The sequence below is a fragment of the Polynucleobacter sp. MG-5-Ahmo-C2 genome (assembly GCF_018687735.1).
Classification (GTDB): Bacteria; Pseudomonadota; Gammaproteobacteria; order Burkholderiales; family Burkholderiaceae; genus Polynucleobacter.
Map to the genome: position 1 here is coordinate 1,650,932 of NZ_CP061304.1, position 26,726 is coordinate 1,677,657.

The 26,726-nt window shown below is 46.5% G+C and carries 28 protein-coding genes and 1 tRNA gene; 18 read left to right on the forward strand and 11 right to left on the reverse strand.

Translation table 11 applies throughout. The features are described from left to right. Nucleotides 1–5: 5 nt before the first annotated feature. Both ssb and C2740_RS08425 read right to left on the reverse strand, forming a co-directional pair. Nucleotides 6–461 carry a single-stranded DNA-binding protein gene (gene ssb, locus C2740_RS08420; protein WP_215293195.1) on the reverse strand — a complete coding sequence of 152 codons (456 nt, stop codon included), beginning with the start codon at nucleotides 459–461 and terminating at the stop codon, nucleotides 6–8. 76 nt (nucleotides 462–537) lie between these two features. Continuing rightward, a complete protein-coding gene (locus tag C2740_RS08425) occupies nucleotides 538–1,722 on the reverse strand; it encodes an MFS transporter (protein ID WP_215293197.1) in 1,185 nt (394 codons plus the stop codon). A 37-nt stretch (nucleotides 1,723–1,759) separates the two neighbouring features. On the opposite strand from C2740_RS08425, the gene uvrA reads away from it, so the two are divergent. After that, the gene (gene uvrA, locus C2740_RS08430) at nucleotides 1,760–4,648 is read left to right on the forward strand and encodes an excinuclease ABC subunit UvrA (RefSeq protein ID WP_215293199.1); all 2,889 of its coding nucleotides are present in this window, start codon (nucleotides 1,760–1,762) and stop codon (nucleotides 4,646–4,648) included. 28 nt (nucleotides 4,649–4,676) lie between these two features. On the opposite strand, the gene C2740_RS08435 is transcribed toward uvrA, so the two are convergent. Beyond that, nucleotides 4,677–6,659: a monovalent cation:proton antiporter family protein gene (locus C2740_RS08435; RefSeq protein WP_215293201.1), complete on the reverse strand. Its 1,983-nt coding sequence runs from the start codon at nucleotides 6,657–6,659 to the stop codon at nucleotides 4,677–4,679. 11 nt (nucleotides 6,660–6,670) lie between these two features. On the opposite strand from C2740_RS08435, the gene C2740_RS08440 reads away from it, so the two are divergent. The 9 genes from C2740_RS08440 (at nucleotide 6,671) to rapZ (ending at nucleotide 13,115) form a co-directional block, all read left to right on the forward strand. Continuing rightward, nucleotides 6,671–7,663, forward strand: a complete 993-nt coding sequence (locus C2740_RS08440; protein ID WP_215293203.1) for an SIS domain-containing protein — start codon at nucleotides 6,671–6,673, stop codon at nucleotides 7,661–7,663. 22 nt (nucleotides 7,664–7,685) lie between these two features. Further along, nucleotides 7,686–8,258 (forward strand): HAD family hydrolase, encoded by a 573-nt coding sequence (locus C2740_RS08445; RefSeq protein WP_215293205.1) that lies wholly within the window; start codon nucleotides 7,686–7,688, stop codon nucleotides 8,256–8,258. A gap of 3 nt (nucleotides 8,259–8,261) precedes the next feature. Next, nucleotides 8,262–8,903: an LPS export ABC transporter periplasmic protein LptC gene (gene lptC / locus C2740_RS08450; RefSeq protein WP_215293207.1), complete on the forward strand. Its 642-nt coding sequence runs from the start codon at nucleotides 8,262–8,264 to the stop codon at nucleotides 8,901–8,903. After that, the gene (gene lptA, locus C2740_RS08455; protein ID WP_215293209.1) at nucleotides 8,904–9,473 is read left to right on the forward strand and encodes a lipopolysaccharide transport periplasmic protein LptA; all 570 of its coding nucleotides are present in this window, start codon (nucleotides 8,904–8,906) and stop codon (nucleotides 9,471–9,473) included. It abuts the gene before it with no gap. Continuing rightward, a complete protein-coding gene (lptB, locus tag C2740_RS08460) occupies nucleotides 9,470–10,237 on the forward strand; it encodes an LPS export ABC transporter ATP-binding protein (RefSeq protein WP_215293211.1) in 768 nt (255 codons plus the stop codon). The genes lptA and lptB overlap by 4 nt, the downstream gene beginning before the upstream one ends. 183 nt (nucleotides 10,238–10,420) lie before the next feature. Next, nucleotides 10,421–10,744 (forward strand): ribosome hibernation-promoting factor, HPF/YfiA family, encoded by a 324-nt coding sequence (hpf, locus tag C2740_RS08465; RefSeq protein WP_215293213.1) that lies wholly within the window; start codon nucleotides 10,421–10,423, stop codon nucleotides 10,742–10,744. A 32-nt stretch (nucleotides 10,745–10,776) separates the two neighbouring features. Further along, the gene (locus tag C2740_RS08470) at nucleotides 10,777–11,238 is read left to right on the forward strand and encodes a PTS sugar transporter subunit IIA (RefSeq protein ID WP_215293215.1); all 462 of its coding nucleotides are present in this window, start codon (nucleotides 10,777–10,779) and stop codon (nucleotides 11,236–11,238) included. Nucleotides 11,239–11,246: 8 nt separating this feature from the next. Then, complete coding sequence (gene hprK, locus C2740_RS08475; protein ID WP_215294367.1) at nucleotides 11,247–12,221, forward strand: HPr(Ser) kinase/phosphatase; 975 nt, start codon at nucleotides 11,247–11,249, stop codon at nucleotides 12,219–12,221. A 3-nt stretch (nucleotides 12,222–12,224) separates the two neighbouring features. Next, on the forward strand, nucleotides 12,225–13,115 hold the full coding sequence (gene rapZ, locus C2740_RS08480) for an RNase adapter RapZ (protein WP_215293217.1): 891 nt from the start codon (nucleotides 12,225–12,227) through the stop codon (nucleotides 13,113–13,115). Here rapZ and mutY read toward each other — a convergent pair. Continuing rightward, nucleotides 13,060–14,205 carry an A/G-specific adenine glycosylase gene (mutY, locus tag C2740_RS08485; protein ID WP_215293219.1) on the reverse strand — a complete coding sequence of 382 codons (1,146 nt, stop codon included), beginning with the start codon at nucleotides 14,203–14,205 and terminating at the stop codon, nucleotides 13,060–13,062. The genes rapZ and mutY overlap by 56 nt on opposite strands. Further along, nucleotides 14,190–15,026, reverse strand: coding sequence for a bifunctional DNA-formamidopyrimidine glycosylase/DNA-(apurinic or apyrimidinic site) lyase (mutM, locus tag C2740_RS08490; RefSeq protein ID WP_215293221.1), 837 nt, complete (start codon nucleotides 15,024–15,026; stop codon nucleotides 14,190–14,192). The genes mutY and mutM overlap by 16 nt, the downstream gene beginning before the upstream one ends. Nucleotides 15,027–15,061: 35 nt before the next feature. Between mutM and C2740_RS08495 the strand changes: the two genes are divergently transcribed. From C2740_RS08495 to pth, 6 genes are all read left to right on the forward strand, one after another. Further along, nucleotides 15,062–16,549 (forward strand): lipoprotein insertase outer membrane protein LolB, encoded by a 1,488-nt coding sequence (locus C2740_RS08495; protein WP_215293223.1) that lies wholly within the window; start codon nucleotides 15,062–15,064, stop codon nucleotides 16,547–16,549. After that, nucleotides 16,542–17,417, forward strand: coding sequence for a 4-(cytidine 5'-diphospho)-2-C-methyl-D-erythritol kinase (gene ispE / locus C2740_RS08500; protein WP_215293225.1), 876 nt, complete (start codon nucleotides 16,542–16,544; stop codon nucleotides 17,415–17,417). The genes C2740_RS08495 and ispE overlap by 8 nt, the downstream gene beginning before the upstream one ends. Nucleotides 17,418–17,422: 5 nt before the next feature. Then, nucleotides 17,423–17,499 (forward strand) — tRNA-Gln (locus C2740_RS08505). 54 nt (nucleotides 17,500–17,553) lie between these two features. Next, on the forward strand, nucleotides 17,554–18,522 hold the full coding sequence (locus tag C2740_RS08510; protein ID WP_215293227.1) for a ribose-phosphate pyrophosphokinase: 969 nt from the start codon (nucleotides 17,554–17,556) through the stop codon (nucleotides 18,520–18,522). A 147-nt stretch (nucleotides 18,523–18,669) separates the two neighbouring features. Continuing rightward, nucleotides 18,670–19,320, forward strand: coding sequence for a 50S ribosomal protein L25/general stress protein Ctc (locus C2740_RS08515; protein WP_215293229.1), 651 nt, complete (start codon nucleotides 18,670–18,672; stop codon nucleotides 19,318–19,320). A gap of 98 nt (nucleotides 19,321–19,418) precedes the next feature. Further along, the gene (gene pth / locus C2740_RS08520) at nucleotides 19,419–20,009 is read left to right on the forward strand and encodes an aminoacyl-tRNA hydrolase (RefSeq protein WP_215293231.1); all 591 of its coding nucleotides are present in this window, start codon (nucleotides 19,419–19,421) and stop codon (nucleotides 20,007–20,009) included. On the opposite strand, the gene C2740_RS08525 is transcribed toward pth, so the two are convergent. Genes C2740_RS08525 through C2740_RS08545 form a run of 5 tightly spaced genes read right to left on the reverse strand, consistent with a single transcriptional unit; the run spans nucleotide 20,006 to nucleotide 24,136 of the window. Next, entirely contained in the window at nucleotides 20,006–20,272 is a 267-nt protein-coding gene (locus tag C2740_RS08525) for a YfhL family 4Fe-4S dicluster ferredoxin (protein ID WP_215293233.1), read from the reverse strand. The two genes, pth and C2740_RS08525, sit on opposite strands and share 4 nt — an antisense overlap. Nucleotides 20,273–20,287: 15 nt before the next feature. Further along, nucleotides 20,288–20,785 (reverse strand): pantetheine-phosphate adenylyltransferase, encoded by a 498-nt coding sequence (gene coaD / locus C2740_RS08530; protein ID WP_215293235.1) that lies wholly within the window; start codon nucleotides 20,783–20,785, stop codon nucleotides 20,288–20,290. Between the two features lie 36 nt (nucleotides 20,786–20,821). Next, the gene (rsmD, locus tag C2740_RS08535; protein WP_251369634.1) at nucleotides 20,822–21,460 is read right to left on the reverse strand and encodes a 16S rRNA (guanine(966)-N(2))-methyltransferase RsmD; all 639 of its coding nucleotides are present in this window, start codon (nucleotides 21,458–21,460) and stop codon (nucleotides 20,822–20,824) included. Beyond that, entirely contained in the window at nucleotides 21,432–22,769 is a 1,338-nt protein-coding gene (locus C2740_RS08540; protein ID WP_215293236.1) for a pitrilysin family protein, read from the reverse strand. The genes rsmD and C2740_RS08540 overlap by 29 nt, the downstream gene beginning before the upstream one ends. Then, nucleotides 22,769–24,136, reverse strand: coding sequence for a pitrilysin family protein (locus tag C2740_RS08545; protein WP_215293238.1), 1,368 nt, complete (start codon nucleotides 24,134–24,136; stop codon nucleotides 22,769–22,771). Before C2740_RS08545 ends, C2740_RS08540 begins: the two co-directional genes overlap by 1 nt. A 63-nt stretch (nucleotides 24,137–24,199) precedes the next feature. Here C2740_RS08545 and ftsY point away from each other — a divergent pair, with 63 nt between their 5' ends. Together ftsY and rpoH are read left to right on the forward strand one after the other, a co-directional pair. Further along, on the forward strand, nucleotides 24,200–25,090 hold the full coding sequence (ftsY, locus tag C2740_RS08550) for a signal recognition particle-docking protein FtsY (protein WP_215293240.1): 891 nt from the start codon (nucleotides 24,200–24,202) through the stop codon (nucleotides 25,088–25,090). 90 nt (nucleotides 25,091–25,180) lie between these two features. Then, complete coding sequence (gene rpoH, locus C2740_RS08555) at nucleotides 25,181–26,110, forward strand: RNA polymerase sigma factor RpoH (protein ID WP_215293241.1); 930 nt, start codon at nucleotides 25,181–25,183, stop codon at nucleotides 26,108–26,110. Nucleotides 26,111–26,135: 25 nt separating this feature from the next. Here the strand turns inward: rpoH and C2740_RS08560 are convergent, their stop codons facing one another. Next, entirely contained in the window at nucleotides 26,136–26,726 is a 591-nt protein-coding gene (locus C2740_RS08560) for an SCO family protein (RefSeq protein WP_215293243.1), read from the reverse strand.

The window sequence follows — 26,726 nt, forward strand, 5'->3', positions numbered from 1 at the left end:
ATTACTCAAAATGGAATATCGTCATCCATTGCACCAAGCGATGCGGCATTTGATGATGCTGGAGCAGACTGCTCAGCCGGCTTTGAGCGACTATAGCTCTCACCACCATCACCACTTGCGCCTACTGGCTTACCACCAAGCATTTGCATAGTTTCTGCAACGATCTCAGTGGAATACTTTTCTTGCCCACTAGCATCAGTCCATTTACGAGTACGCAAACGGCCTTCAACATAAACCTGTGAACCTTTTTTAAGGTACTGACCCGCAATTTCTGCAAGCTTGCCAAAGAATGCAACACGATGCCATTCTGTGGTTTCTTTCATTTCGCCAGTTTGCTTATCTTTGTAGCGATCAGATGTTGCTACTGAAATGTTTGTAACGGCGTCGCCGCTTGGCATATAACGCGTTTCTGGATCGCGTCCTACGTTACCTACGATGATGACTTTATTTACCGAAGCCATGTTGTCTCCCGAAGAAAAATACTGCTGTTATTGCTGCTAAAAAATAAACTGCTCGCTTTAATTGATGAAGCTGCGGTTATGTCTTTGTGGCTAGGTCCTTTGAATCTGTTGCTCGCGTTGGCATTTCACCCATCGACCAAGCAATTATAAGCCAGCACACTAAGAGTGCCGCACCCATCATAAAGACCGATAAATCACCATGGCTATCCATCAAATAGCCGCCAATAGCAGCCCCTGAAAAGAGGCCAATTGACTGAGTTGTGTTGTAAACACCTAATGCAGTACCTTTAGATTCTTTTGCAAATCGCGACACCAAAGAGGGTTGCAAAGCTTCTAACAGGTTAAATCCTACAAAGTAAATCAATAGCGCAAGAGCAATCATCATTACCGATGTAGCTTGAGTAAATAACGATTCAGCAATAAATAATAGAACGATAGCCGCCAGCAATACAGAACGTAAGCGCTGTTTCTTCTCGCCGTAAATGATTGCAGGGGCCATCAATACAAATGAGATAAGTACAACTGGAAGATAAATTTCCCAATGAGATGAGAGTGGCAATCCTGCCTGAACTAATAAACGCGGAACTACCAAGAACATTGCTACTTGAGTAGCGTGCAATACAAAAACTCCGAGATTCAAGCGCATCAACTCTGGACGAAAGAAAACCTCTTTCAATGAGGCTTGCTGGACCTTGGCTTCAGGCTTGCTGGTTGGTAATACATAGTAGGTCACAAACATCGCAAGTACACCCAAAATCGCGAGGACGATAAATATTCCACTAAGGCTGATAACTTTATAAATTGGTGCAGCGATTACCAGCGACAGTGCGAATGAGAGGGCAATGCTGCCTCCTACTAAGGCCATGGCTCGGGTGCGCACCTGTTCGCGGGTTAAATCTGCCACCCAGGCAGAAATTGCTGCTGATACAGCCCCAGCACCCATGACCCCGCGCCCAATGGCGATCCATAGCAGGTCATCTTTGGCTGCGCAAATCAAAGCCCCTGCCACAAATAAGGAAAGCCCCCATAAAACAACCGGCTTACGCCCAATTCGATCGGATAGGCGGCCCAAGGGGATATAGAAACAGGCTTGAATAATATTGAAGATCCCAAGGGTCAAACCCACCCAAAGGGCATGCTCCCCGCCCGGCAAGCCGCGCGCATGAATACTAAAGACCGGCAAAAGCAAAAATAAGCCCAGCATGCGGAGGCCAAAGATGCCTGCTAAGGCCAGAGTGGAGCGAAGTTCAGAAGAATTCATGGGAAAGAGCTATATTAACAAGTTACACAAAAAAATCATGAATAACGAAATCAAGATCCGCGGTGCCCGCACCCACAACCTCAAAAACATCAATCTAGACATTCCTAGAGAGAAACTAGTCGTCTTGACTGGCTTATCTGGTTCAGGCAAGAGCTCCTTGGCTTTTGATACCCTGTATGCCGAAGGTCAACGTCGTTATGTGGAGTCACTCTCAGCATATGCCCGCCAGTTTTTACAGCTGATGGAAAAACCAGACGTCGATACGATCGAAGGTCTATCACCTGCTATTTCCATTGAGCAAAAAGCAACCAGTCACAACCCACGTTCAACCGTCGGCACTGTGACTGAAATTCACGATTACTTACGTCTGTTATTTGCGCGCGCAGGCACACCCCATTGCCCAGACCACGATCTTCCACTAGAAGCCCAAAGCGTTTCACAAATGGTCGACACCGTGCTGGCAATGCCAGAAGATACCAAGTTGATGATTCTTGCTCCCGTAGTGAGCGAGCGCAAAGGTGAATTCGTCGACCTCTTCCAGGACCTGCAGGCACAAGGCTTTGTACGCTTCCGAGTGCGTTCCGGCGGCGGCACAGCAAATGCTGCTAAAGCAGAAATTTTTGAAGTAGATCAACTGCCAACACTAAAGAAAAACGATAAGCACTCGATTGAGGTAGTGGTAGACCGTATTAAAGTGCGGCCAGATATTCAGCAGCGTCTCGCAGAATCATTCGAGACAGCACTGCGTCTCGCGGATGGCAAAGCCATGATTGTGGATATGGATAGTGGCAAGGAGATGATCTTCTCAAGCAAATTCGCTTGCCCTGTTTGCTCTTATTCCCTGCAAGAACTAGAGCCACGTCTTTTCTCTTTCAATAATCCAATGGGCGCTTGTCCATCCTGCGATGGCCTTGGACATCAATCCTTCTTTGATCCTAAGCGCATCGTTGCACACCCTGATTTATCACTCGCTTCTGGCGCCATTAAGGGCTGGGATCGCCGTAATCAGTTCTACTTCAAACTGCTGCAAACACTTGCAAAACATGGTGGCTTTGATGTTGAGAAGCCATTTGAAACGCTTTCCAAGAAACAACAACACCTCATCTTGCTTGGTTCTGGTGATGTCACTATTCCCTTTGAGTACATCAATGAGCGTGGCAAAAACAGTATTCGTGAACATGCTTTTGAAGGCATCGTCGCCAACTTTGAACGTCGTTATCGTGAAACTGACTCTATGACGGTACGCGAAGAGCTATCACGCTATCAAAATGTACAAACCTGTCCTGAGTGCAGCGGTAGTCGTTTGCGTAAGGAGGCTCGCTTTGTCAAAGTAGGCGAGAAGAAACAATCACGCGCTATTTATGAAATCAGCGCTCTGCCGCTGAAAGAAGCCAAAGAATATTTTGAAACGCTCGAACTCAAAGGTGCCAAACGCGAAATCGCTGACAAGATTGTTAAAGAAATTGGCGCACGTCTGCGCTTCTTAAATGACGTAGGCCTTGACTACCTCTCGCTCGAACGCAGTGCCGATACTCTTTCTGGCGGCGAAGCACAGCGTATTCGCCTGGCCAGCCAAATTGGCTCAGGCTTAACTGGAGTCATGTACGTTCTCGATGAACCTTCGATTGGCCTGCATCAGCGCGACAACGATCGCTTAATTGGAACCCTGAAACACTTGCGTGATTTAGGCAATAGCGTCTTAGTGGTTGAGCATGACGAGGACATGATTCGCGCTTCAGATTGGGTGATCGATATTGGCCCAGGTGCAGGTGTTCATGGAGGCGAGATCGTTGCTCAAGGAACCCCTGCTGAAGTTGAGGCTAATCTAAACTCACTTACCGGGGCCTATCTTGCGGGTCGTGAAGCGATTGCAGTCCCAGAAAAACGCATTCCAGCAAATGACCGATTCCTAGAAATCATTGGTGCACGTGGCAATAACTTGCAATCAGTGCATGCCAAGATTCCAGTGGGATTACTCACTTGCGTGACTGGAGTTTCAGGCTCTGGCAAATCTACACTCATCAACGATACCTTGCACCATGCGGTAGCTCAACACCTCTATGGCTCTAATGCAGAGCCTGCAGCGCATGATTCAATGAAAGGTTTAGAGCATTTTGACAAAGTCATTAGCGTTGATCAATCACCGATTGGCAGAACCCCGCGCTCTAATCCGGCTACCTATACAGGCCTATTTACTCCTATTCGTGAGCTCTTTGCTGGTGTTCCCGCTTCACGTGAGCGTGGCTATGAGGCTGGCCGCTTCTCTTTTAACGTCAAAGGTGGACGTTGCGATTCTTGTGAGGGTGATGGCGTTCTCAAAGTAGAAATGCACTTCTTGCCTGACGTTTATGTGCCTTGCGATATTTGTCATGGCAAACGTTACAACCGTGAGACTCTGGACATTCGATACAAAGGCAAGAATATTCATGAAGTACTCTCGATGACTATCGAGCAAGCCCATGAATTTTTTGAAGCGGTTCCAGTTGTTAAACGCAAACTAAAAACGCTCTTAGATGTTGGTCTTGGTTATGTGAAGCTTGGGCAAAGCGCTACCACTTTGTCTGGCGGCGAGGCTCAACGCGTCAAGCTTTCTCTTGAGCTATCAAAACGAGATACGGGCAGAACCCTATACATTTTGGATGAGCCGACCACTGGCTTACATTTCCATGACATTCAACTGTTATTGACGGTGATTCAAACATTGAAGAAACAAGGTAATACTATCGTCATCATTGAGCACAACTTAGATGTCATTAAGACTGCGGACTGGATTATTGATCTAGGCCCTAAAGGAGGCGCCGGTGGTGGACAAATTATTGCCACTGGAACACCGGAAGATGTCGCAAAAAATGAAGCTAGCTTTACTGGCCACTACTTGGCGCCATTACTAACCCGAAAACTTGTTACTGCTAAGAAGAAAAAATAATCGAAGTAATAAACGCGATTGATTGATCTCAGAGTAACTTAGCCTCAGCTAAATCGGTTGCCTCTGAATTACCTGAGATCACCAAAATATCATTGGCTTCCAACTGCAAGTCAGGACTAGGATCTAACTTCACATAATCGGCATTTCGACCCTTACGACGCACTGCCTGAACACTAACGCCCTCATTCTCAAGGTCGAGCTCGCCCAGGGTTTTGCCAACTGCCTGTGAGTGCGGCAACAAAGTAATTGAATGTAAACGCCAAGACTCATTGGACCCAAAGTCATCATCAGCCGAACCGCGGAAGTAACCCCTCAATAGGCTGTAACGCTCTTCACGAGCAGTAGTAATGCGTCGAACCACCTTGCGCATCGGAACACCCATGATCAGCAAAACATGGGAGGCAATCATGAGGCTGCCCTCAATCAACTCAGGAATAACTTCAGTGGCACCAGCCGCTTGCAATTTAGCAATATCGGCATCATCTCTAGTACGCACCAATACTGTCATTCCCGGGCGCAGATGCTCAACCTGTCGCAATACTCGCAAACTTGCTCCAGTATCGGCATAGGTAATAACTACCGCTTTTGCTCTAGATAAACCAGCGGCAATCAAATAATTTTCACGACTAGCATCGCCATAGACAACGTTGTCACCAGCGGCGGCCGCTTCTTTGACCCGATCAGGATCTAAATCCAAGGCAATGTAAGGAATTTTTTCTTGATCGAGCATGCGTGCCAAACTTTGGCCTGAGCGCCCAAATCCACAAATCACTACGTGGTTTTCATTACGTACACTCTTGGCTGCAACGCGCGTCAAAGCAAGTGATTGCAATAACCATTCATTACTAGAAAACCGCATGGCAATACGATCGCTGTATTCAATTAAGAAAGGTGCGCAGAACATCGATAACAGCATTGCTGCCAATACTGCTTGACTTAAGGTTGGATCAATTAAATCCAAGCCATCAATTTGAGTGAGTAAAACGAATCCAAATTCACCCGCTTGAGCCAGGCATAAGCCCGTTCGGATTGAGATGCCCGTGCTTGAGCCAAAGGCTTTAGAAAGCAGTGCGATCAAGCCAAACTTAAACACCAGAGGGCCTATTAATAAGGCTAGAACCAACATCCACTGTTCGTAAATCACATTGAAATCCAGCAGCATGCCAATCGTAATAAAGAAGAGTCCAAGCAACACATCGCGGAAGGGTTTAACGTCTTCTTCGACCTGGTGGCGATATGGTGTTTCTGAAATCAACATGCCTGCCAAGAAAGCCCCTAAGGCTAAAGACAAACCAAAGTGCTCGGTTAACCCTGCCATACCCAAGACAATCAATAGGAGATTGAGCATGAATAATTCTTGAGAGCGCAACTTGGCTACCAACCTGAACCAGCGACTCATCAGTGTTTGACCAATAAAGAAAATCAGGACTAATGCCACAGTAATCTTGATTGCTGCCGTTGTTAGAGCAACAAATAAGTCTGCCGAATTCTTGCCTAGTGATGGCAACAGAATCAACAAGAAGACCACTGCCAAATCCTGGAACAGTAAAATACCAACAACATTACGGCCGTGCTCGGTCTCTAATTCCGCGCGATCAGAAATAAGTTTGGTCACAATCGCGGTAGATGACATGGCCAAAGCTCCACCCAGGGCAATCGCTGCATACCAAGAGATAGGGTAAATCCAGTTCATCAGGAGGCTGGCTGGGACTGCCAAGAACATTGTCAAGGCCACCTGACTAGCTCCAAGGCCAAATACGATCTTACGCATCGCCCGCAGCTTATGCAGGTTAAATTCCAGGCCAATCGAGAACATCAAGAAAACTACCCCAAATTCAGCCAAATAATGGACTGTGGCCGAGTCACTCGCTAAGCCCAAGGCATTCGGACCAATCAGCACCCCAATGGCTAAATAGCCCAAAATAGGGGGTAAGCCAAAATAGCGGAAAATAACCACTCCGGCCACACCAGAGGCCAAGAGAATGAGAGTTAACTGAAGGACTGACGGCATATACTTACTCGATGATAGCTAAGACTCGTGAACGAACCCTAAAGCTTGCGCGCGACACCCTCACGATTGAGGCTGCTGCACTGCAAACCATGCGCGACCGCCTTGAAGGGGCTAATGCTGATGCACTAGTTCTTGCAGTTGAACTGCTTCATGGTTGCAAAGGCAGAATCGTTGTTTCTGGAATCGGCAAATCTGGGCATATCGCCCGCAAAATTGCTGCCACCTTTGCTTCCACTGGATCCCCTGCTTTTTTTGTCCACCCTGCCGAAGCAAGTCATGGTGACTTAGGGATGGTGACAAGGGATGATGTTTTTGTTGCCCTCTCAAACTCTGGTGAGACTGAGGAACTATTAACTATCGTTCCGATCGTTAAGCGCACAGGGGCAAAACTCATTGCCCTGACTGGAGCGCCGAGCTCATCCCTTGCAAAATTAGCAGACGCACATCTCGACACTAGTGTCGAGAAAGAAGCTTGCCCACTCAACCTTGCACCAACAACGAGCACTACTGCAGCTTTAGCAATGGGTGATGCACTGGCTGTGGCACTCTTAGATGCAAGAGGTTTTGAAGCGGAAGATTTCATTCGCTCACATCCAGGTGGCAGACTAGGTCGCAAACAACTGATGCACGTTAGCGAGGTGATGCGTAGCTTTGATGACACTCCTAAAATTTCTGTTGAAGCCTCGCTGCAAGATGCTTTGCTAGAGATGACCGCTAAACGGATGGGGATGGTAGTCGCCCTAGATAAAGACAAAAAGGTATTCGGAATTTTGACTGATGGTGATCTGCGTCGCTTATTGGAGAAGAAAACCAATCTAGATGGCATTACCTTGAAAACTGCCACTACACCTGGTCCGCGTACTATTCCACCTGAGTTGCTTGCAGAAGAGGCTATTGAGATGATGGAAAAGCATCGCATTAACCACTTAGTGGTTACCGACAGCAATGGCCAACTATTAGGCGCGCTCAATCTGCATGACTTATTTGCAGCAAAAGTTATTTAGCCCCCAATCTAGTTGATTCTCTATGCCTAGCGCTTTTAATACCCATCAAACCAATCCTCTCACTCAATATCCGCAAGCGTGGGATCGTGCCAGCAAAGTTAAGCTATTGGTTTTAGATGTCGATGGCGTTTTAACCAACGGGCAAGTATGGATTGGGAGCGATGGCAAAGAGTCACTCAAAGCATTTGATATTCAGGATGGTCTGGGCATTAAATTGTTAGAGCAATGCGGGATACCAACAGCCATCATCACCGGCAGAAATTCAAAGATGGTTTTAGCTCGCTGTGAAGAGCTAGGGATTAAAAAGGTGCATATGGGCGTAGAAAATAAAGCCCTTGCCTTGGATCAGGTTGTTAAATCCCTGAATCTTTCTGCCTCAGACTGCGCTGTCATGGGCGATGATTGGCCAGACTTGCAGATGATGAAAAGTGCTGGATTGAGGATCTGTCCAGCGCAAGGTCATGAGGCGGTTAAAGAATTCGCACATTTTGTAACCAACAATAGTGGTGGTAATAGCGCTGTACGAGAAGTTTGTGACCTCATCCTAAAGTCACAAAACCGCTATGATGATCTGCTCAATAAAGCGCGTAACTAATCAATGCAATTGAATTCTCAACAGATCAAACTTGGCATTGGGCGCACTCTATTGCGACTGATGCCCTTGATTTTGATGAGCGCATTAACCCTAGCAACTTTTTGGTTGGTACGAAAAAATACGCCCCCTGAAAAGTCTGCGCTTGAACGCGCGAGACTGCACGAGCCCGATTACACCATTCATGATGGGGCTCTCTCTGCATTGAATGAACTTGGTAATACTAAGTATCGAATTTTGGGGAAACAAGTGACTCACTATGATGATGACGCCTCAATCGATATTTTGACTCCTCGTATGCGCCTCTTTCAGCTCGATAAGGCACCAGTAACAGTCAAATCTGATACCGGTCATCTTGATGGAGATCTCACAGTTCTGGATCTTATCGATAACGCCACCATCTTTCGACCTGCGCAGGCGGCTACAGTGACGGAACCAGCCACCCTTCGTATGTTGGCATCTTCAAGCTATTTTAAGGTGCTTATTAATGATGACATTATCGAAACCGATAGGCCTATTACGCTTGAGCAAGGTATGTCTATGATGCATTCCACTGAAGGCGGCGTTTTTAATAATGTCGAACAAAGCATGACACTCTCCGGTCAAGTGAAGGGGCGAATTGAGCGAGCACCGCGAGGGAATCAGTAAATGATCGCTAGAGGCAGCACTTCGCTCAACTCAATTGCTTTTATTTTGGTGCTTGGCTTAGGGCTTGCTGGATTTGTCCATGCAGAAAAAGCGGATCAAGATAAACCTATTATTCTTGAGGCGGAAAAAGTTTCCGTAAATGACGTCAAACAAATCTATGATCTCAATGGTCAAGTGCTGCTGATCAAAGGCAGCATTCTTGTAACCGGTGAAGAGGGTCATATTCAAGTTGACCCCGAAGGCTATGAGTTTGTTGACGTTAAAGGAGCGCCAGATGACACGGCCAGTTTCAGACAGCGTCGCGAAGGTTCCGCAGATGAATTTATGCAGGGCCTTGCCCATCAGGTTACTTACAACGCTAAAACCGAATTTCTGACACTAACAGGAGACGCTAGCCTCAAGCGCCTGCTGAATATGCAAATGCTAGACCAATTACGCGGCTGGAAAATTGAGTACGATGATGTAAAGCAGTACTATCGGGTGACGCCTCCAGCAGATGCAAAGCCGGATGATTTGCCTTTAGCTAGAGCAATCCTTTCACCAAGACGAAAAGCCACATTAGAGAAATGACAACGGATTCAGCTCAAACCAATAGCCCAGCAACCCTAAGTGCTCACAAGCTACAAAAGCGATATGGCTCCAGAACAGTAGTTCGTGATGTTTCCATAGAAGTGAAATGTGGCGAAGTCGTCGGTTTGCTCGGGCCCAATGGTGCAGGTAAAACAACTTCGTTTTACATGATTGTTGGCTTGGTTCCCCTTGATGGTGGCAATATTATTTTGGATGGTGCTGACATCACGCATTTACCCATTCATGAGCGAGCTCGCATGGGTTTGTCTTACCTCCCCCAAGAAGCTTCGGTTTTCAGAAAACTCAATGTTGCTGAAAATATTCAAGCCGTCCTCGAACTGCAAGCACAGGGTGGCAAACCGCTAACTAAAGCTGAAATTGCGAGCCGTCTAGATGAACTCTTAGGTGAACTACAAATTAGCCACCTGCGAAATAACCCAGCCCTCTCCCTTTCTGGGGGAGAACGTCGCAGGGTTGAGATTGCCAGAGCCTTAGCATCTCAGCCCAAGTTCATCTTGCTAGACGAGCCATTTGCTGGTGTTGACCCTATTGCCGTTGGGGAAATTCAGCGCATCGTACGATTCTTGAGAGACCGCCAGATCGGCGTACTCATTACCGACCATAACGTTCGGGAAACTCTAGGCATTTGCGACCACGCCTACATCATCAGCGAAGGTAGCGTCTTGGCTGAAGGCAAGCCAGATGAAATTATCCGAAACGATGCCGTCCGCAGGGTCTATCTAGGCGAAAACTTCCGGATGTAATCTAGGCGGCCTTCTGGGCTGTTTAACTAATAAAAATGCTTTTCCCTCTTGGTTTTCAGTAAATTCGCTGATACGCTGGAGGTTCATGAAGTTTCTTTCCCAAAATACCACTCAAACGATTTCAGGGGCTTGCGGCGCACCCTAGGCTTGAGCATGCGCACGCGTTTATAAGAGGAGATGCTGATGAATCTGAAAATTAATAGCCGCCATCTGGAAGTAACCCCAGCAATGCGATCACACCTTGAGGCTGGGATGGCCAAAATTCGTAAGCACTTTGACCATGTAATCGATGCCTCTGCTTTTCTTGTGGTTGATAACGCCAAAGAGAAAGAACTGCGTCAGAGTGCCGAAATTACTATTCATCTCAAGGGCAAAGAATTATTTGCCGAAGCTCATAACGCCGACCTCTACCACGCCATGGATGCCGTGGTAGATAAGCTAGAGCGCCAAGTTGTAAAACACAAAGAAAAGATCCAAGATCATCATCACGAAAAACGATTTGAGTAATCCCTATCGTCAGGACACCTATAATCAATTCAATGAATGCCCTGACCAATCTTTTTACTCCTGACTGCATTGCATTAGGCAACCCCGCTACAAGCAGGGCTGATGCATTTGCAGCAGCCGGAGATCTGTTCTCTCAAAAAGTAGGAATTGATGCTGCCTCTGTGGTGGCTTTCCTGAATGCACGTGAGGATTTAGGATCCACTGCACTTGGTGCTGGGGTTGCAATCCCCCATGGACGAGTTAAGGGCTTAAAACAACCAAGCGCTGCCTTCATGAGGCTAACAAATCCAATTGAATTTGCCGCTCCTGATGGCGAACCAGTAGCGATTCTGATTTTTTTATTGGTTCCTGAAAAGGCAACTCAACAGCATTTAGAAATTTTGTCCTCCATCGCACAACTATTGTCTGATGCGGATACCCGTCAATTCCTATCTTCTACAGATGACCCACTAAAGGTGTGCGAGCTGTTACAACAATGGGGTACAGCAAAATGATTCAACCTTTGCTCCTTGAGGGAGTAACTGCGCAGCAGATTTTTGATGACAACGTTTCAGATCTCAAGCTTTCCTGGATTGGCGGACTAGAAGGCGCAGATCGCACTTTCCCAGCTGAGGCAGTCAAGGCAGCTGCAGCTAGCTCAGACTTAGTGGGTCACTTAAATCTGATTCACCCAAGTCGTATCCAAATTTTTGGTGAGCAAGAAGTGGACTACCATGCTGCGCTAGAAGCCCAACAAAGACAAGAGCAGATCGCCAACTTAATCTCCAGGACACCGCCATGTGTGATTGTGGCCGACGGCAAGACTGCAGATGCAGATCTGCAACTCTTTTGTCAACGCTCTTCCACTCCCTTATTTACAACGCAAATCTCTGCGGCAGAGGTGATTGACCATCTTCGTACCTACCTAACCAAAATTGGTGCACCTCAAATCACGATGCATGGCGTTTTCATGGACATCCTGGGTTTAGGTGTCTTACTGACCGGCGATTCGGGTTTAGGTAAAAGTGAATTGGGTCTGGAGCTGATTTCTCGGGGACATGGTTTAGTGGCTGATGATGCTGTTGACTTTGCCCGTCTTGGTCCAGACTACATTGAAGGTCGTTGCCCTGTCATCCTGCGAAACTTGCTTGAGGTTCGCGGCTTAGGCCTGCTAGATATTCGTACCATCTTTGGTGAAACCGCAGTGCGTCGCAAACTTAAATTACGCCTCATTGTTCAGTTGGTTCGAAGAACGGATGGAGAGTTTGAAAGATTGCCCCTGGAAGCCCAACATATTAATGTCTTGGGTATTCCAATTCGGACTGTAAAAATTCAGGTGGCTGCAGGACGAAATTTGGCGGTATTAGTTGAAGCTGCTGTACGCAATACGATTTTGCAATTACGTGGCATTGATACCCTGAAAGAATTTATTGAGCGTCAACGCATGCAAATGAATGCCGAAGCAGACTCAGTGAAGTCACAAGGGCGATTGCTCTAAGCTATGCAAATTAATCTGATTACCGGGATCTCTGGCTCGGGTAAATCAGTTGCCCTCAGGGCTTTTGAGGACGCTGGTTATGACTGCGTAGACAATCTCCCAGTCTCCCTCCTTGAGAGTCTCATCACCACCCTCGAAAAAGAGAATAGCGAACGAGTAGCAGTTGCAATTGATGCGCGTCGCGGCCAAACTATCGCTGACTTACCTTCAATTCTAGAGAATTTGCGTCGGAATCATCAAGTAAGAATCGTTTTCTTAAACGCTGATACCAATACATTAGTACAGCGCTTTTCAGAAACCCGTAGACGCCACCCCTTATCAACTAATATTCAGCAATCACAGTCAGCAACCCTGATTGAGGCGATTGATAGAGAGCGCAACTTACTTGAGCCCCTGCGCGCCCAGGCCCATAGTATCGATACAAGCAATTTACCTGCACACGCTCTGCGCTCGTGGATCCAAGATTTCCTCAAAGAGAAACCCTTTGGACTTTCCGTAATTTTTGAATCCTTTGGCTTCAAAAAAGGTGTTCCCAGCGAAGCCGATCTAGTCTTTGATGTGCGCTGTTTGCCCAATCCGCACTACGATAAAGTCTTGCGACCGCTCACCGGCAAAGACAAGCCTGTACAAGAATTTTTAGAAAAGATTCCCGAAGTAGTTAGCATGGAAAGCGACATTATTCAATTCATTGATAAATGGTTACCCCACTATATTGCAGATGGTCGTAGCTATTTAACGGTAGCTATTGGTTGCACTGGCGGTCAACATCGCTCAGTCTACCTAGTCAATCGTATAAGCGAACACTTCCGTGCACAAAAAGCTTTGACTGCTCTACAGATTAATTTTTTAGATCGCCATCGCGAGCTGGACTCAATCCCAACAGCAAAACTTTAACTGGTTGCGGCAAGCCATATCGCCCTAATTGGCTAAGAGATACCCACTTCAAATTAGAGTTAGAAAATTCCACAGTATTTGAAGAGCTCAATTCCCATATCTGCATCCATAAACGACGATGGGTAAAGATATGTTTAATTTGATTACCTTGCTTCAATCCCTTGAAAGATTTAAGCAAACCAGAAATATTTTCTTCTAGTAATGTGATAGAAAGCAGCGCTTTGAGCCCTTGAGCGGACTTATGAGCCCTCTCAGTCCTTGGTCTCCAGGGCGACTCAGGCAAAGACCATAGTCCGCCCCAAATCGCCTTACTAGGTCGCTTTTGTAGGAGAACAAAATTTCCCGCTCTCACCAATAGCATGTCGCAGTCAAACTCTGGTGACTTTGCCTTCAGTGTCTTTTGCGGCAAAGCAAGAACCTGATCACTCAAGTTCGCCTGACAATCTTTTGCAAATGGGCATTTTTTCTCGATACCTATGCATACTGGCTTACGCGCAGTGCACCAAGTAGCACCAAAATCCATTAAGGCCTGCGTATAGACCGGCATGTTTTCTGATTGACTCGGCAATAAGTCGGTTGCTAATTGCCATAGACGGTCATTTACCGCTTTATCCTGTATCGCACCTTCAACCGCAAACAAACGTGCAAAAATTCTTTTGACATTGGCATCCAATATTGCTGCGCGCTCTCGGAAAGCAAAAGCAGCAATGGCGCCCGCTGTTGATCGACCAATACCCTTTAAGCGCTCAAGCAAGATTGGGTCGCTTGGAAACTTGCCAGAAAATTCCTGCATCACCTGTTTTGCACATACATGCAAGTTTCGAGCACGAGAGTAGTAGCCCAGCCCAGCCCATTCTGCCAACACCTCATCAATATCAGCTGCAGCTAATTTCTTGACCGTTGGAAAGCGTTTCATAAAACGAGGATATCGCTCTAGTACTGTCGCAACTTGGGTTTGTTGTAGCATGATTTCGGAAACCCAAACTGCGTAAGGGTCCTGATTCCCCTGCCAAGGCAATCCTGAACGGCCGCTGACACCATGCCAAGTAATAAGCTTTTTTGAAAAAGTATTGATTAGCGTTTTTGACATTGGGGACAGAAATAGGTGGAGCGTTGCCCCTGAACAATTTGCGCGATCGGCGTTTTGCAAACCTTACAGGGCAGGCCTTTGCGGTCATAGACTTTGGTTTGCACCATGAAGTGGCCTGGATCACCTTCGCTATTTACAAAATCTTTCAAACTGCTTCCGCCAGCGGCGATGGCTTTTTTAAGAATCAGTCTTACGGCATTTGCCAAACGAGTACATTGTGGTTTGCTCAGCTTACCTGCTGCCTTCGCAGGATGAATTCCCGCCTCAAACAAACTTTCAGAACAGTAAATATTGCCAACACCAACGACAGCTTGTCCTGCCAATAGAAATTGCTTAACAGCAACGGTACGTTTGCGCGATGCCCTATAAAGAATATCTGCCCCCAGCTCGCCCGAGAACTCATCTGAAAAAGGCTCAACGCCTAATTTTTGCAAAAGCGCATTTTTCTCCAGCGGGCCTTTTGTGTTGGCATGCCATAGCACGGCGCCAAATTTTCGAGGGTCATGCAATCGCAGACTCAAATCACCAAACTCAAAGGTAACTCGATCATGCGTCTTTAAGGTATCGGAGCTCGGCAAGACCCGCAAAGTCCCAGTCATGCCCAAATGAATGAGTAAGTGGCCCGTCTCCATTTCGAGAAGCAGGTATTTTCCACGCCTCTTGATCGACTGAACCTTTTGACCAGTCAAAATCTTAGGCAAATTGCTAGGGACAGGCCAGCGTAAGCGCCCATCCAGCACTTTGACGGCGCTGATCTTCCGCCCCTCAAGGTGGGGGGCAATTCCTAATCTGGTGACTTCTACTTCTGGAAGTTCTGGCATAAATGGATTGTAGATTCGCAGATTAGAATGTGCTTATGAGCAAATTTACACGCAAGCCCTTTTTGCTGGGCTTATTCCTTTTGGCCCTATCTAGCGGGGCAGTCTTTTCAAGTCAAGCCCAGGCGCAAGCAAGTGGTTTGCAGAGCGGAGAGGGCGTATTTGAGGTACTTGCTTCAGAAATTGCACTTCAACGAGGTGAGGCTGGACTGGCTTACAACACCTATCTGGAAATGGCTCGCCAATACAAAGATCCTCGTCTGGCTCAAAGGGCGATGGAAATCGCCATCGGCGGCGGCTCACCTGAGTTAGCGCTGCAGGCCGCAAAAACTTGGGATGAATTATCACCATCTTCTGAAACAAAACCCAAAGAAGTGCTGATCACCCTCCTTGTTTTAAATAACCAATGGTCTCATGCTGTTAAACCAGCCATCACTTTGCTACGACAACAAACTCCTGCACAACAAGAAAACACCTTATTACAACTGCAAGCACTGCTGGCTAAAGCTAAAGATGAAAACGAAGCCTTGCGCGCCTTCTACGAAATTGCATCAACCGTCAAGGTCTCGCCAAAAGATCCTGGCCTACTTTACTCCTACGCCATGTCTGCAGAAAAAGTGGGGCGCAATGATGTCATGGAAAAAACCTTGCGTGATATTTTGCGCAAGCATCCAAACGATGCGAATACTTTAAACGCGCTCGGCTATTCATTAGCTGATCGCAATATCAAACTTCCTGAAGCATTGGCGCTCATCAGCAAAGCACATCAACTATCCCCAAAAGATAGCTTCATCTTAGACAGCTTAGGCTGGGTCAACTTTAGACTCGGTAAAAATACGCTGGCATTAGAGCAACTACAGCAAGCTTTTACAATGAAACCTGAGGCCGATATTGCAGCCCATACTGGAGAGGTCCTGTGGGCAATGAACCGCCGTACTGAGGCTGAAGATATGTGGCGCCAAGGTCAAAAGCTAGATGCCAACAACCCGACCCTTAAGGAAACTTTAAAGCGTTTAAAACCAGACTGGTCGACCCCGGAACAAGCTCCTCAGGGCTCATGGGATGGGCGTTTCGCAGTCAAAGTAATCGGCATCACTGAATCGCAAAATCAAGGCGGCTCGGGTGGCTTTACCTTAACTCAAGATGCACTTAAAGATATTTTAGAAATTCGCAATCCTGTTGGTGGCTCGATCGCAAAAATTACAATCACTCCTGGCGAAGCAACCTTAGAGCGCGATGGTCAAGTAGTTACTGCAATTGATGCAGATACCTTAGTTCAAAACACGCTAGGACTGCCACTGCCTGCAAGGGGTCTATCAAATTGGCTCAGCGGAGAAGTAAGGCCAGGTAGCGAGGCCAGCGTTGAAAGAAACCCTAAAGGCCAAGTGAGCAAAATTAGTCAAGATGGTTGGGAGTTGATTTACACCTGGGGCAACAACAAGCGCCTAGATAAGCTCACAATGACCCGCAGCTCCAACATTGGGTCGATTGATATTCGATTGGTATTCGATCACCCGAATGAGTAACAACATTTTGGTGCTTCGCTCACCAGCAAAGCTGAATCTTTTTCTCCACCTCGTTGGACGCCGAGCTGATGGCTATCACTTACTTCAATCTGTTTTTCAGCTGATTGATTGGTGCGACACCATCTCTCTCAAAGCAATTCCAGAGAATGAAGTTCGTCGTATCAATCCAATACCCGAGGTGCCGCCAGAACAAGATTTAGTTGTTCGTGCAGCCAAATTATTAAAAGAGTTTTGTAGCTTCCCTGGCGGGGTTGAAATCGATCTTCAGAAAGAAATTCCGATGGGTGCAGGGTTGGGTGGCGGGTCCTCTGATGCAGCAACTACTTTGATTGGGCTAAATACCCTTTGGAAGCTTCAACTCGATAGAGCAACTTTAGCCAAGCTAGGCCTCCAGCTTGGCGCCGATGTGCCCTTTTTTATCTATGGTCAAAATGCTTTTGTAGAAGGGGTTGGCGAAAAAATCCAAGGGCTTGAGCTAGAAAATCGAGATTTTTTGGTGATTTTTCCCCAGCAGAGCATCGCCACAGCAAGCATTTTTCAAGACCCGCATTTGACCAGAAACCATGCTCAGATTACAATTGATGGCTTTCTTGCGTCGCCATGGTCGGAATTATCAAACGATTGTCAGACAGTAGCGGTGCAGATTTGTCCTGAAGTGAAGCAAGCTTTGGATTGGATTAGCCAGGCAGTAGCGGGATCAGAGCCCCGCATGTCCGGTTCTGGAAGTAGCGTTTTTGCCGTCTTAGACCCTAAGACCGATACCGCAAAACTAGATAATCTTTTGCAAACTCTTCCAAAAGGATGGGTAGGTCGGATTGTTCGGGGCTTAAATAAGAATCCCGCTTACAATTTGGTTTCTTCAGATTGACCTGTAGGGGAATCGCCAAGCTGGTTAAGGCACTGGATTTTGATTCCAGCATGCGAAGGTTCGAATCCTTCTTCCCCTGCCAAATACTGTAGAAATGATAAAGATAACCTTTTGACCCGACTAAGCCCTTAATCCTATGACTGCCTCTACTCACTCAGATTTACTGACCCTATTCACAGGCAACGCAAATCCTGTTTTGGCTGAGGCTGTCGCCAAAGAACTTCATCTCCCAATGGGAAAAGCTTTTGTAGGCCGCTTTTCTGATGGCGAGATCCAAGTAGAAATTCAAGAGAACGTGCGCGGTAAAAATGTTGTTGTGATTCAATCAACGTGTGCGCCAACCAACGACAGCTTGATGGAGCTGATGATCATGATTGATGCGCTCAAGCGTGCGTCAGCTGGTCGCATCACTGCAGTCATTCCTTATTTTGGTTATGCCCGCCAAGACCGTCGCCCACGTTCTGCACGTGTGGCAATCTCAGCGCGCATCGTGGCCAATATGCTTCAATCGGTTGCCGGTATTGAGCGTGTTCTAACCATGGATCTACATGCTGACCAAATTCAGGGTTTCTTTGACATCCCGGTAGACAATATATATGCCTCACCTGTTCTCTTGGCGGACCTCGAGGCACAGAAGACCCAAAAAGACCTCATCATCGTCTCACCAGATATTGGCGGTGTTGTGCGTGCTCGCGCAATGGCCAAGCAACTCGGTACTGATTTAGCCATTATTGATAAGCGCCGCCCTAAGGCAAATGTTTCTGAAGTAATGCATTTGATTGGTGAAGTTGAAGGTCGTCATTGCGTCATCATGGATGACATCATCGATACCGGTGGAACTCTTTGTAAAGCTGCCGAAGCACTTAAAGAGCGTGGCGCTAAGGGTGTTACCGCCTACTGTACCCATGCGGTTTTATCTGGCGGCGCAGTAGCCCGTATCGCCGCCTCTGAATTAGATGAATTGGTAGTTACCGATACCATCCCACTGACCCCTGAAGCCACCAAAGTGGCCAAAATACGCCAATTAAGCGTAGCCCCCATTCTGGCGGAAACCCTTTCTCGCATCAGCAAGGGCGACTCGGTCATGTCGATGTTTGCCGAATAAGCCAAAAAGTATCGCTTTACCCCATTTTTTGGCAGTTATTAAGCGTTTTTTGATCATCTGTAGGCAAAAACCCCCTATCCCAAGATATAATCGAAGGCTTTTCTGTTTGGTCGCGAACGGAAATTAACCTTAACTAGGGAATTTAATATGAAAGTAGTTGCCTTTGAAAGAAGCGTACAGGGAACGGGTGCGAGCCGCCGTCTGCGCAATTCCGGGAAAACTCCGGGAATCGTTTACGGTGGTAAAGATCCAGTGGCTGTTATTGAGTTAGACCATAACGCACTGTTTCATGCTCTCCGCAAGGAAGCATTTCACTCATCCATTCTAGATTTGGAAATCGGCGGGGCAGCACAAAAGGTGTTGTTACGTGATTACCAAATGCATCCATTCAAGCCATTGGTATTGCACATCGACTTCCAACGCGTATCAGCTAGTGAAAAAGTTCATATGCGCGTTCCATTGCACTTCACTAATGCTGACACCTCAGCTGCCGTGAAATTGCAAGGTGCCGTTGTTAGTCATATTCTCAATGACCTCGAAATTTCTTGCTTACCAGCAGACTTACCAGAGTTCATCGAAGTTGACTTGAGCAAAATCGAAGTAGGTCATTCAATTCACGCTAAAGATCTGACTTTGCCAAAAGGGGTTAGCTTGGTGTTGCATGTTGAACAAGAAAACCCAGTACTTGCAAACGCACGTATTCCAGCCGTTAAATCTGCTGAGACTGAAGAGGCTGCTCCTGCTGCCGCAGCTCCTGCTGCCGCTCCTGCATCTGACGCTGGTAAAGATAAGGCTTAATTCACTTAAGCTGCATTCTTTGCATCAAGAAGGCCCGCGCAAGCGGGCTTTCTTTTTTCCTTTTTGTAGAAAAGCTTCTTAGACCTTAAACTCCCACCATGACTAAATTAATTGTTGGCCTTGGCAACCCTGGTGACGAACACGAAGAAGATCGGCATAACGCTGGCTTCTGGTTTGTTGATGCCCTGGCAAAACAATTCAATATCCGCTTTGAGCCTGAAAAACGTTTTCATGGAAAAGTAGCAAAAGCAAAATGGGAGGCTGAAGATCTTTTTCTACTGAAGCCAAGCACTTATATGAATCTCAGCGGTCAAGCAGTGGGTGCACTGTGCCGCTTTCATAAGATCAGCCCTGCAGATATTTTGGTTGTACAAGACGAGCTCGATTTAAAGCCTGGAACTGCACGCATTAAATTAGGTGGTGGTACTGGTGGCCATAATGGACTAAAAGATATTCAAGCCCACCTCAGTACGCCAGACTACTGGCGTCTTCGCCTAGGCATTGGCCATCCTCGAGATGCAGCTGGCGATGGCCGCGCAATGGATGTCGCAGATTATGTATTGCGCAGACCACAAGCAGCAGAACAAAAACTGATTGATGCCAGCATTGAAAATAGCCTTCAAATCTTGCCGCTATTTATGAAAGGCGATACTCAAACTGCCATGCTGGAACTTCACTCCAAAGGCTAAGTGGCGTTTGCTTTTTTACTTGCAGTCAGTAGCTTGAATTTCGCCATTAACTGCTCTTGAGACTCTGTGTGTTGTGGATTAAAAGGAATGCAGTCTACTGGGCAGACCTGACGACACTGAGGTGCATCGTAATGGCCAACACATTCTGTGCATTTATCAGGATTGATCTCGTAAATCTCAAGCCCCATATAAATTGCATCGTTGGGGCACTCAGGCTCACACACATCACAGTTGATGCACTCATCCGTAATCATTAAGGCCATATATGCTTACTGGGCTTACTTTTTAATCTGGCTATTGCGTGCCATTTTTTCAACCAACCACTTTTCAACAGATGGGAAAACAAATTTGCTAACATCACCACCCATAGATGCAATTTCACGCACAAAAGTACCCGAGATAAACTGGTACTGATCAGAGGGCGTTAAGAAGAGAGTTTCAACATCGGGCAAGAGATAGCGATTCATCCCGGCCATCTGAAATTCATATTCAAAATCAGAAACCGCACGCAAGCCTCGAACAATCACACGAGCATTGTGCTCACGAGCAAAATCTTTTAACAGGCCATCAAAGCCAACCACCCTCACATTGGAATAATGACTAAGCACTTCCGTGGCAATATCGAGGCGCTCTTCTAATGAAAAGAAAGGGTGCTTACTACGACTTGAGGCAACACCGACAATCAACGTATCAAAGATACTGGATGCGCGACGCACCAAATCCTCGTGCCCACGAGTAAAGGGATCAAATGTTCCTGGGTATACAGCGACAGTCATAATGCTCCTAAGGCTTTATCAGCTACAGGCAAGAGTTTAGCCTCTTCCACCCCGAAATAGACAGGCTTTTACCTGACCCGCCTCTAAGTATTTTCCACAATGCCAGTCTGGTAATAGGGCCTCTATCTCCTCTATGGGACGATTGGAGGGAAATTCGACATAAATGCCACCCCCACGAGCATCATCACAAATCCGGCCTGCCTCCATCACAGTCCGATCCAATAAGCTCGAATCTTGAAAAGGGGGGTCGATAAAAATCAAATTACAGGAGCGATCGGCCTGTTGCTTTAAAAACTCCAAACTATCCCTCTGCAGAATTTCTACTTTACCGGTCACTGGAGATGATTGCAGCGCAGAAAAATTACTCAAGAGGCTTGCGTGGGCTTTTTTATCTTTTTCTAACAGCACTACTACATCAGCACCCCGGGAAGCCGCCTCAAAACCCAATGCACCAGTACCAGCAAATAAATCTAAGCAAGACAAATCTGTTAAATCCTGACCAAGCCAATTAAATAGGGTTTCTCGAATCCGATCCGTGGTCGGGCGCAAACCAGGCAAATCCAAAACAGTTAGTAAACGACTTCTCCACACGCCACCAATGATGCGCACTTTCTTGGGCGGCTCTGTCCTTAAAGCTTTTGCAGACTTATTTATTTTGCGCTCCCAAGACCACAATCCTCATGCGATCCATCGCTAGATATTTTTGGAAAGCAGCAGTCACTTGCTCCAAAGTAACTGCTTCCACTTGCTTGGTCCAAATCTCCATCGTGTCGAGCGGTAAATTATTCCAGGCAATTGATGAAACGTTATCCAATAATTTACGATTATTATCAATTCGCAATGGATAGCCATTTACCAAGTTAGATTTAGCTGCAATGAGCTCGGAGGGAGTTGGTCCATCAGCAATAAATCTGGCAATGGTTGAATTCATTACCTCAAGTGCTGTCGTAGCCTGATCACCCTTAGTCTGGAGGCCGGCCTGAAAAATACCAGTGTCTTTGCCAGGGGCAAAATAACTAAAGACACTGTAAGCAAGCCCGCGTTTCTCGCGCACCTCAGTCATCAAGCGAGACACAAAACCACCACCGCCTAATACGTAATTACCGACCAAAAGAGGAAAGTAATCTGGGTTGCTGCGAGTGACTGCTGTCATTCCCATCGCAATATGCGCTTGCTGTGAATCAAAGGGAATCTGAATCTCACGCTGTGCTAAGGGCTCTACTGGGGAACGTTGCAACTCTGGCAACTTGGCAATTGGAGCTCCAGATTGTGGAATCTTTTGCAATAGAGTCTGCATGATTTCATTTGCCTGCACTCGATCGACATCACCCACAATACTTACAATCATGCGATCACTACGGTAAAACTGTTTATGAAACTGCATTAAATCATTAACACTTACCGCAGCAATTGTTTTAACCGTTGGCGTGTTCCCAAGTGGGTAATCGCCATATACCGACTTCGTAAAACGCCGCTCTAAGACAAACTCTGGCTTGGTTTCTGCTTCGAGCAAACTGGTAATCGTCCTTTGCTTTTCTCGCTGAAGAATTTTTACATCGTAAGTAGGGGAACTCAACATTGCCGCGACTAATTTCACCGCCCGCTCTCGTAAATCCTTTCTACTTAAGCTACGTATACGTAAGATCGCACGCTCGCCACTAACTGATAAACCAATATTGGCACCCAAATCAGCAATCTCATCGGCAATCTGAGCTTCACTCAACAAACCTTGATCGCCCTTTACTCCATAATTCATTAGACCCGCCACCATATCTGCCAAGCCACTCTTGCCAACCGGGTCATAGCGATCGCCAGCATCGGTACTGATCTCAATATCGACCATCGGTAGCGTCTTAGTTTGAACTAAAAACCCTTTAGCACCCTTAAAGCTATCAAGCTTTTCAATCGGTAAAATTGCGTGGGACACTCCAAAGCAGCCAAATGCCAGGAAGAAAACTGCAATCCTTTTTTTGAGGGAATTCATTATCTACCCCCCTTGCTAACTTCAGATTTACGGGTCTGAGGATCGAGTGCGGCAATCGTTAGGCCTTCATCCACTAAATATTTTTTAGCAACCGCCTGTACCTGCTCTGGAGTAATCGATTGCATCTTCTCTAATACGTAATCAATATCTCGCCAAGAAAATCCTGCCATCTCGGTGGTACCAATTTCCATTGCCTGACCAAAAATAGAGTCCCGCTTATAAATTTGATCGGAAAGAATTCTTACTTTGATACGTTTAAGTTCCGACTCTAAAATTCCTTTTTGCTTTAACTCATCTAATGCTTTATGAATACTTGCTTGAGCCTGGGCAACAGTTCTTCCTTTTGCCATAGAGGCGCTAATGAGAAATAATTCCGGCCCCCGAGAAATCATGTCATAAGAAACGCCAACATCATTTATGACTTTTTCTTGCTTAACCAGTTTTCTATTGAGACGCGCATTGTCATAACCATCGAGCACAGCGGTTAGAAGTTCAAGAGCATAAGGCTCAGGATCATCAAGCTTACCGGGCTCCAGGCGTGGGACCTTCCAGGCCATAGATAATTGAGCGCTATCAGCTGGAGCTTTCACCTGTGATTGTTTAACCCCTTTTTGGGGCGGCTCAATTTGCGGCTTACGTACCGGCAAATCATGCGTAGCAATAGCACCGTAATACTTTTCAACTACTGCCAAAATTTGCCTAGGATCCACATCGCCGCTGATGACAACGGTTGCATTATTGGGGGCATACCAACTACGATACCAAGCGCGTGCATCGGCAGCTTTCATGTTTTGCAGATCATTCATCCAACCTATAACCGGATGACGATAAGGCGAGCTCATATAGGCAGTTGCCATGAGGGATTCATTTAAGAGGCTGCCCGGATTATCTTCAGTACGCAGGCGGCGCTCTTCCATCACTACCTGAATTTCTTTTAAGAATTCTGCGTCGTCAAAGTTAAGATTAGACATGCGATCTGCTTCAAGCCTAATAACTTCATCTAACTTGGATTTTTCAACTTGCTGAAAATACGCTGTGTAATCACGGGAAGTAAATGCATTCTCGCGCCCCCCAACAGCAGCCACTAATCGAGAGAATTCTCCGGCCTTCACTTGATGAGTTCCCTTGAACATCATATGTTCCAGTACGTGTGCAACTCCGGTGCGGCCGTTCACCTCATCCATCGAGCCTGCGCGATACCAAACCATATGGGCGACTGTAGGTGCCCGATGATCCTCGCGAATAATCAGCTTTAATCCATTATTGAGAGTGAATTCATGAGTATCCGCAGAATCACTACTGGCAGCCCAAGACATTTGGGTAAACAGTAAAATTAAAAAGGAAATTCGGAGTAAATTGCTACGCATCTGCTAAATCACCATATCCCAAGAATTAAATTGATAAGATGCAAGGTTTAAATTGTATCGATTATGTTCGGCTTACGTAAAACCCTCGGATCCCTTTTCAAGTCAAGCAAAACAGATGAAGCTTGGTTTGATACTTTGGAAGAATCACTAATTCAAAGTGATGTGGGCCTACCTACGACTGAGCAATTGATAGGTAAGCTTCGCAAAGCTGCTAAATCAGAAAAAGCTTCTAGTCCTGAAGAGCTACAAACGCTTCTCATTGAAGAAGTAAGCACCCTACTAAAAGCATTAGAGCCCTCCCCAAACCCTCTTTTTGAATCTATCAAAGCCAATATCCCGGAGATATGGCTAGTTGTGGGAGTCAATGGAGCTGGCAAGACCACCACTATTGGCAAACTTTGTAAGCTCTTTCAATCTCAAGGAAAATCTGTTCTCTTGGCTGCAGGAGATACATTTAGAGCTGCTGCCCGGAATCAATTACAAGAATGGGGTAGTCGCAATCAGGTAGACGTCATTACTCAGGAAGGCGGTGATGCCGCTGCAGTTGCTCATGACGCCATCCACTCAGCAATCTCTCGTAAAAACGATATCCTGATTATTGATACTGCTGGTCGCCTTGCCACTCAAGACCACCTCATGGAAGAACTCAAGAAGGTAAAGCGTGTGATCGGCAAAGCCCTTCCTGGCGCACCACACCATACCCTGCTAATACTGGATGGCAATACTGGTCAAAACGGCTTGAGTCAAGTAAAGGCCTTCCATGCGGCCCTTGGTCTTACTGGAATCATCGTTACGAAGCTAGATGGCACTGCTAAGGGTGGCGTTATCTGCGCCCTGGCACATACCCTCCAAGAAGGAGGAAAGCCAGCCATATTGGCCCTAGGCAAGGGCGAGGGAATTGATGATTTAGCGCCATTCACAGCTAAGCGATATTCATCTGAATTATTCAATTAAATCAGTGACTTATAGTTATTAAAAACCATTAGCACTCTCTTGACAGGAGTGCTAAAATAGAGCTTTATTAACACCACATCTTTTTAAAAAATGGTTCAAAAGAAATCTGACAAACCGAATATGCAAAGGCTGCCTGTAGCGCAGGCTGCAGCGGCGTCTGCATTTCCGATGCTGCCATCCCTTGGGGTTGGCACTCTTGATTCTTATATTGCGTACGTGAATCGCGTACCCATGCTGAGCGCTGCAGAAGAGCTGCATCTTGCGCAGGAATTTCGCCGCACTGAAAATGTCGATGCCGCTAAGACATTAGTGCTTTCGCATTTACGCCTCGTTGTTTCTGTTGCTCGTCAATATCTCGGTTATGGCATTCCGCATGCCGACTTGATTCAAGAAGGCAATATTGGTTTGATGAAAGCCGTTAAGCGTTACGACCCAAATAATGGTGCACGCTTAGTGTCATACGCAATTCATTGGATTAAGGCAGAGATTCATGAGTACATTCTCAAGAACTGGCGCTTAGTTAAAATGGCAACGACTAAAGCACAACGCAAGTTGTTCTTCAACTTACGTAGTAATAAACCAACTTTGAGCGCGCTTACTCCGGGCGAAGTAGAAGCTTTAGCTAAAGCACTTGATGTTAAAGGTTCAGACGTTAAAGAAATGGAAATGCGTCTTGCCGGCGGAGATGTTGCTCTGGAAGGCGATGACACTGATGAAGATGCGGCCTATGCCCCGATTCAATGGCTTGCCGATAATAGCCAAGAGCCTACGGAGCGAATTGCCAGCAATGAGACTGACGCACTACAAGGCCCCAAGCTAGATCAAGCCTTGATGGCTCTAGATGAGCGCAGTCGTAATATTGTGCAGTCACGTTGGTTAGCAATGGATGCAGATGGTAACGGCACGAAGACATTGCATGACCTCGCCGCTGAATACGGCATCTCAGCAGAGCGTGTTCGTCAAATTGAGACGGCAGCCCTCAAAAAGATGCGCGGCATGTTGCAAGCTGAAGCAGCCTAAGCTTCTTCAGCCATACCAAACACAATTATTTTAAAAGCTCTTTCAAGTCATGCGCCAAGGTCTCAGGGCCTTGAGCATGCTTGATGTAGAGACGCAAGCGCCCCTCTGGGTCAAATGCATAGCTGCCGGCCGTATGATCTATTGTGTAGGAGCCCGGACTAATTCCCGGAACCTTCTTGTAATAAATCTTGAAGTCCTTGGCGACTTTTTCTAAAGCAGCCTCATCGGCTGGACGTAAACCCAAGAAACGAGAATCAAAAGCTGGCACATACTGCTTCAAAATGGCAGCGGTATCTCGCTCAGGATCAACGGTCACAAAAAGCACTTGCACTTTATCCGATTGAGACCCCAATAGGGTCATGACTTGCTGCATTTCAGTGAGGGTGGTTGGGCAAACATCTGGGCACTGTGTATAGCCAAAGAACATCACCACGACCTTGCCCTTAAAGTCTGCGAGCGTTCTTTCTCTACCATCTGGATCCACCAAACTAAAGTCCTTACCAAAGGCAGTGCTACCAGTAATATCGATGTTTTTAAACTCTGGCTTTGGGCTGCAAGCGGTTAATGCAATTAGAAAAGCAGCAAAACAGCAGTTACGCAAAAAAGTAATATTCAT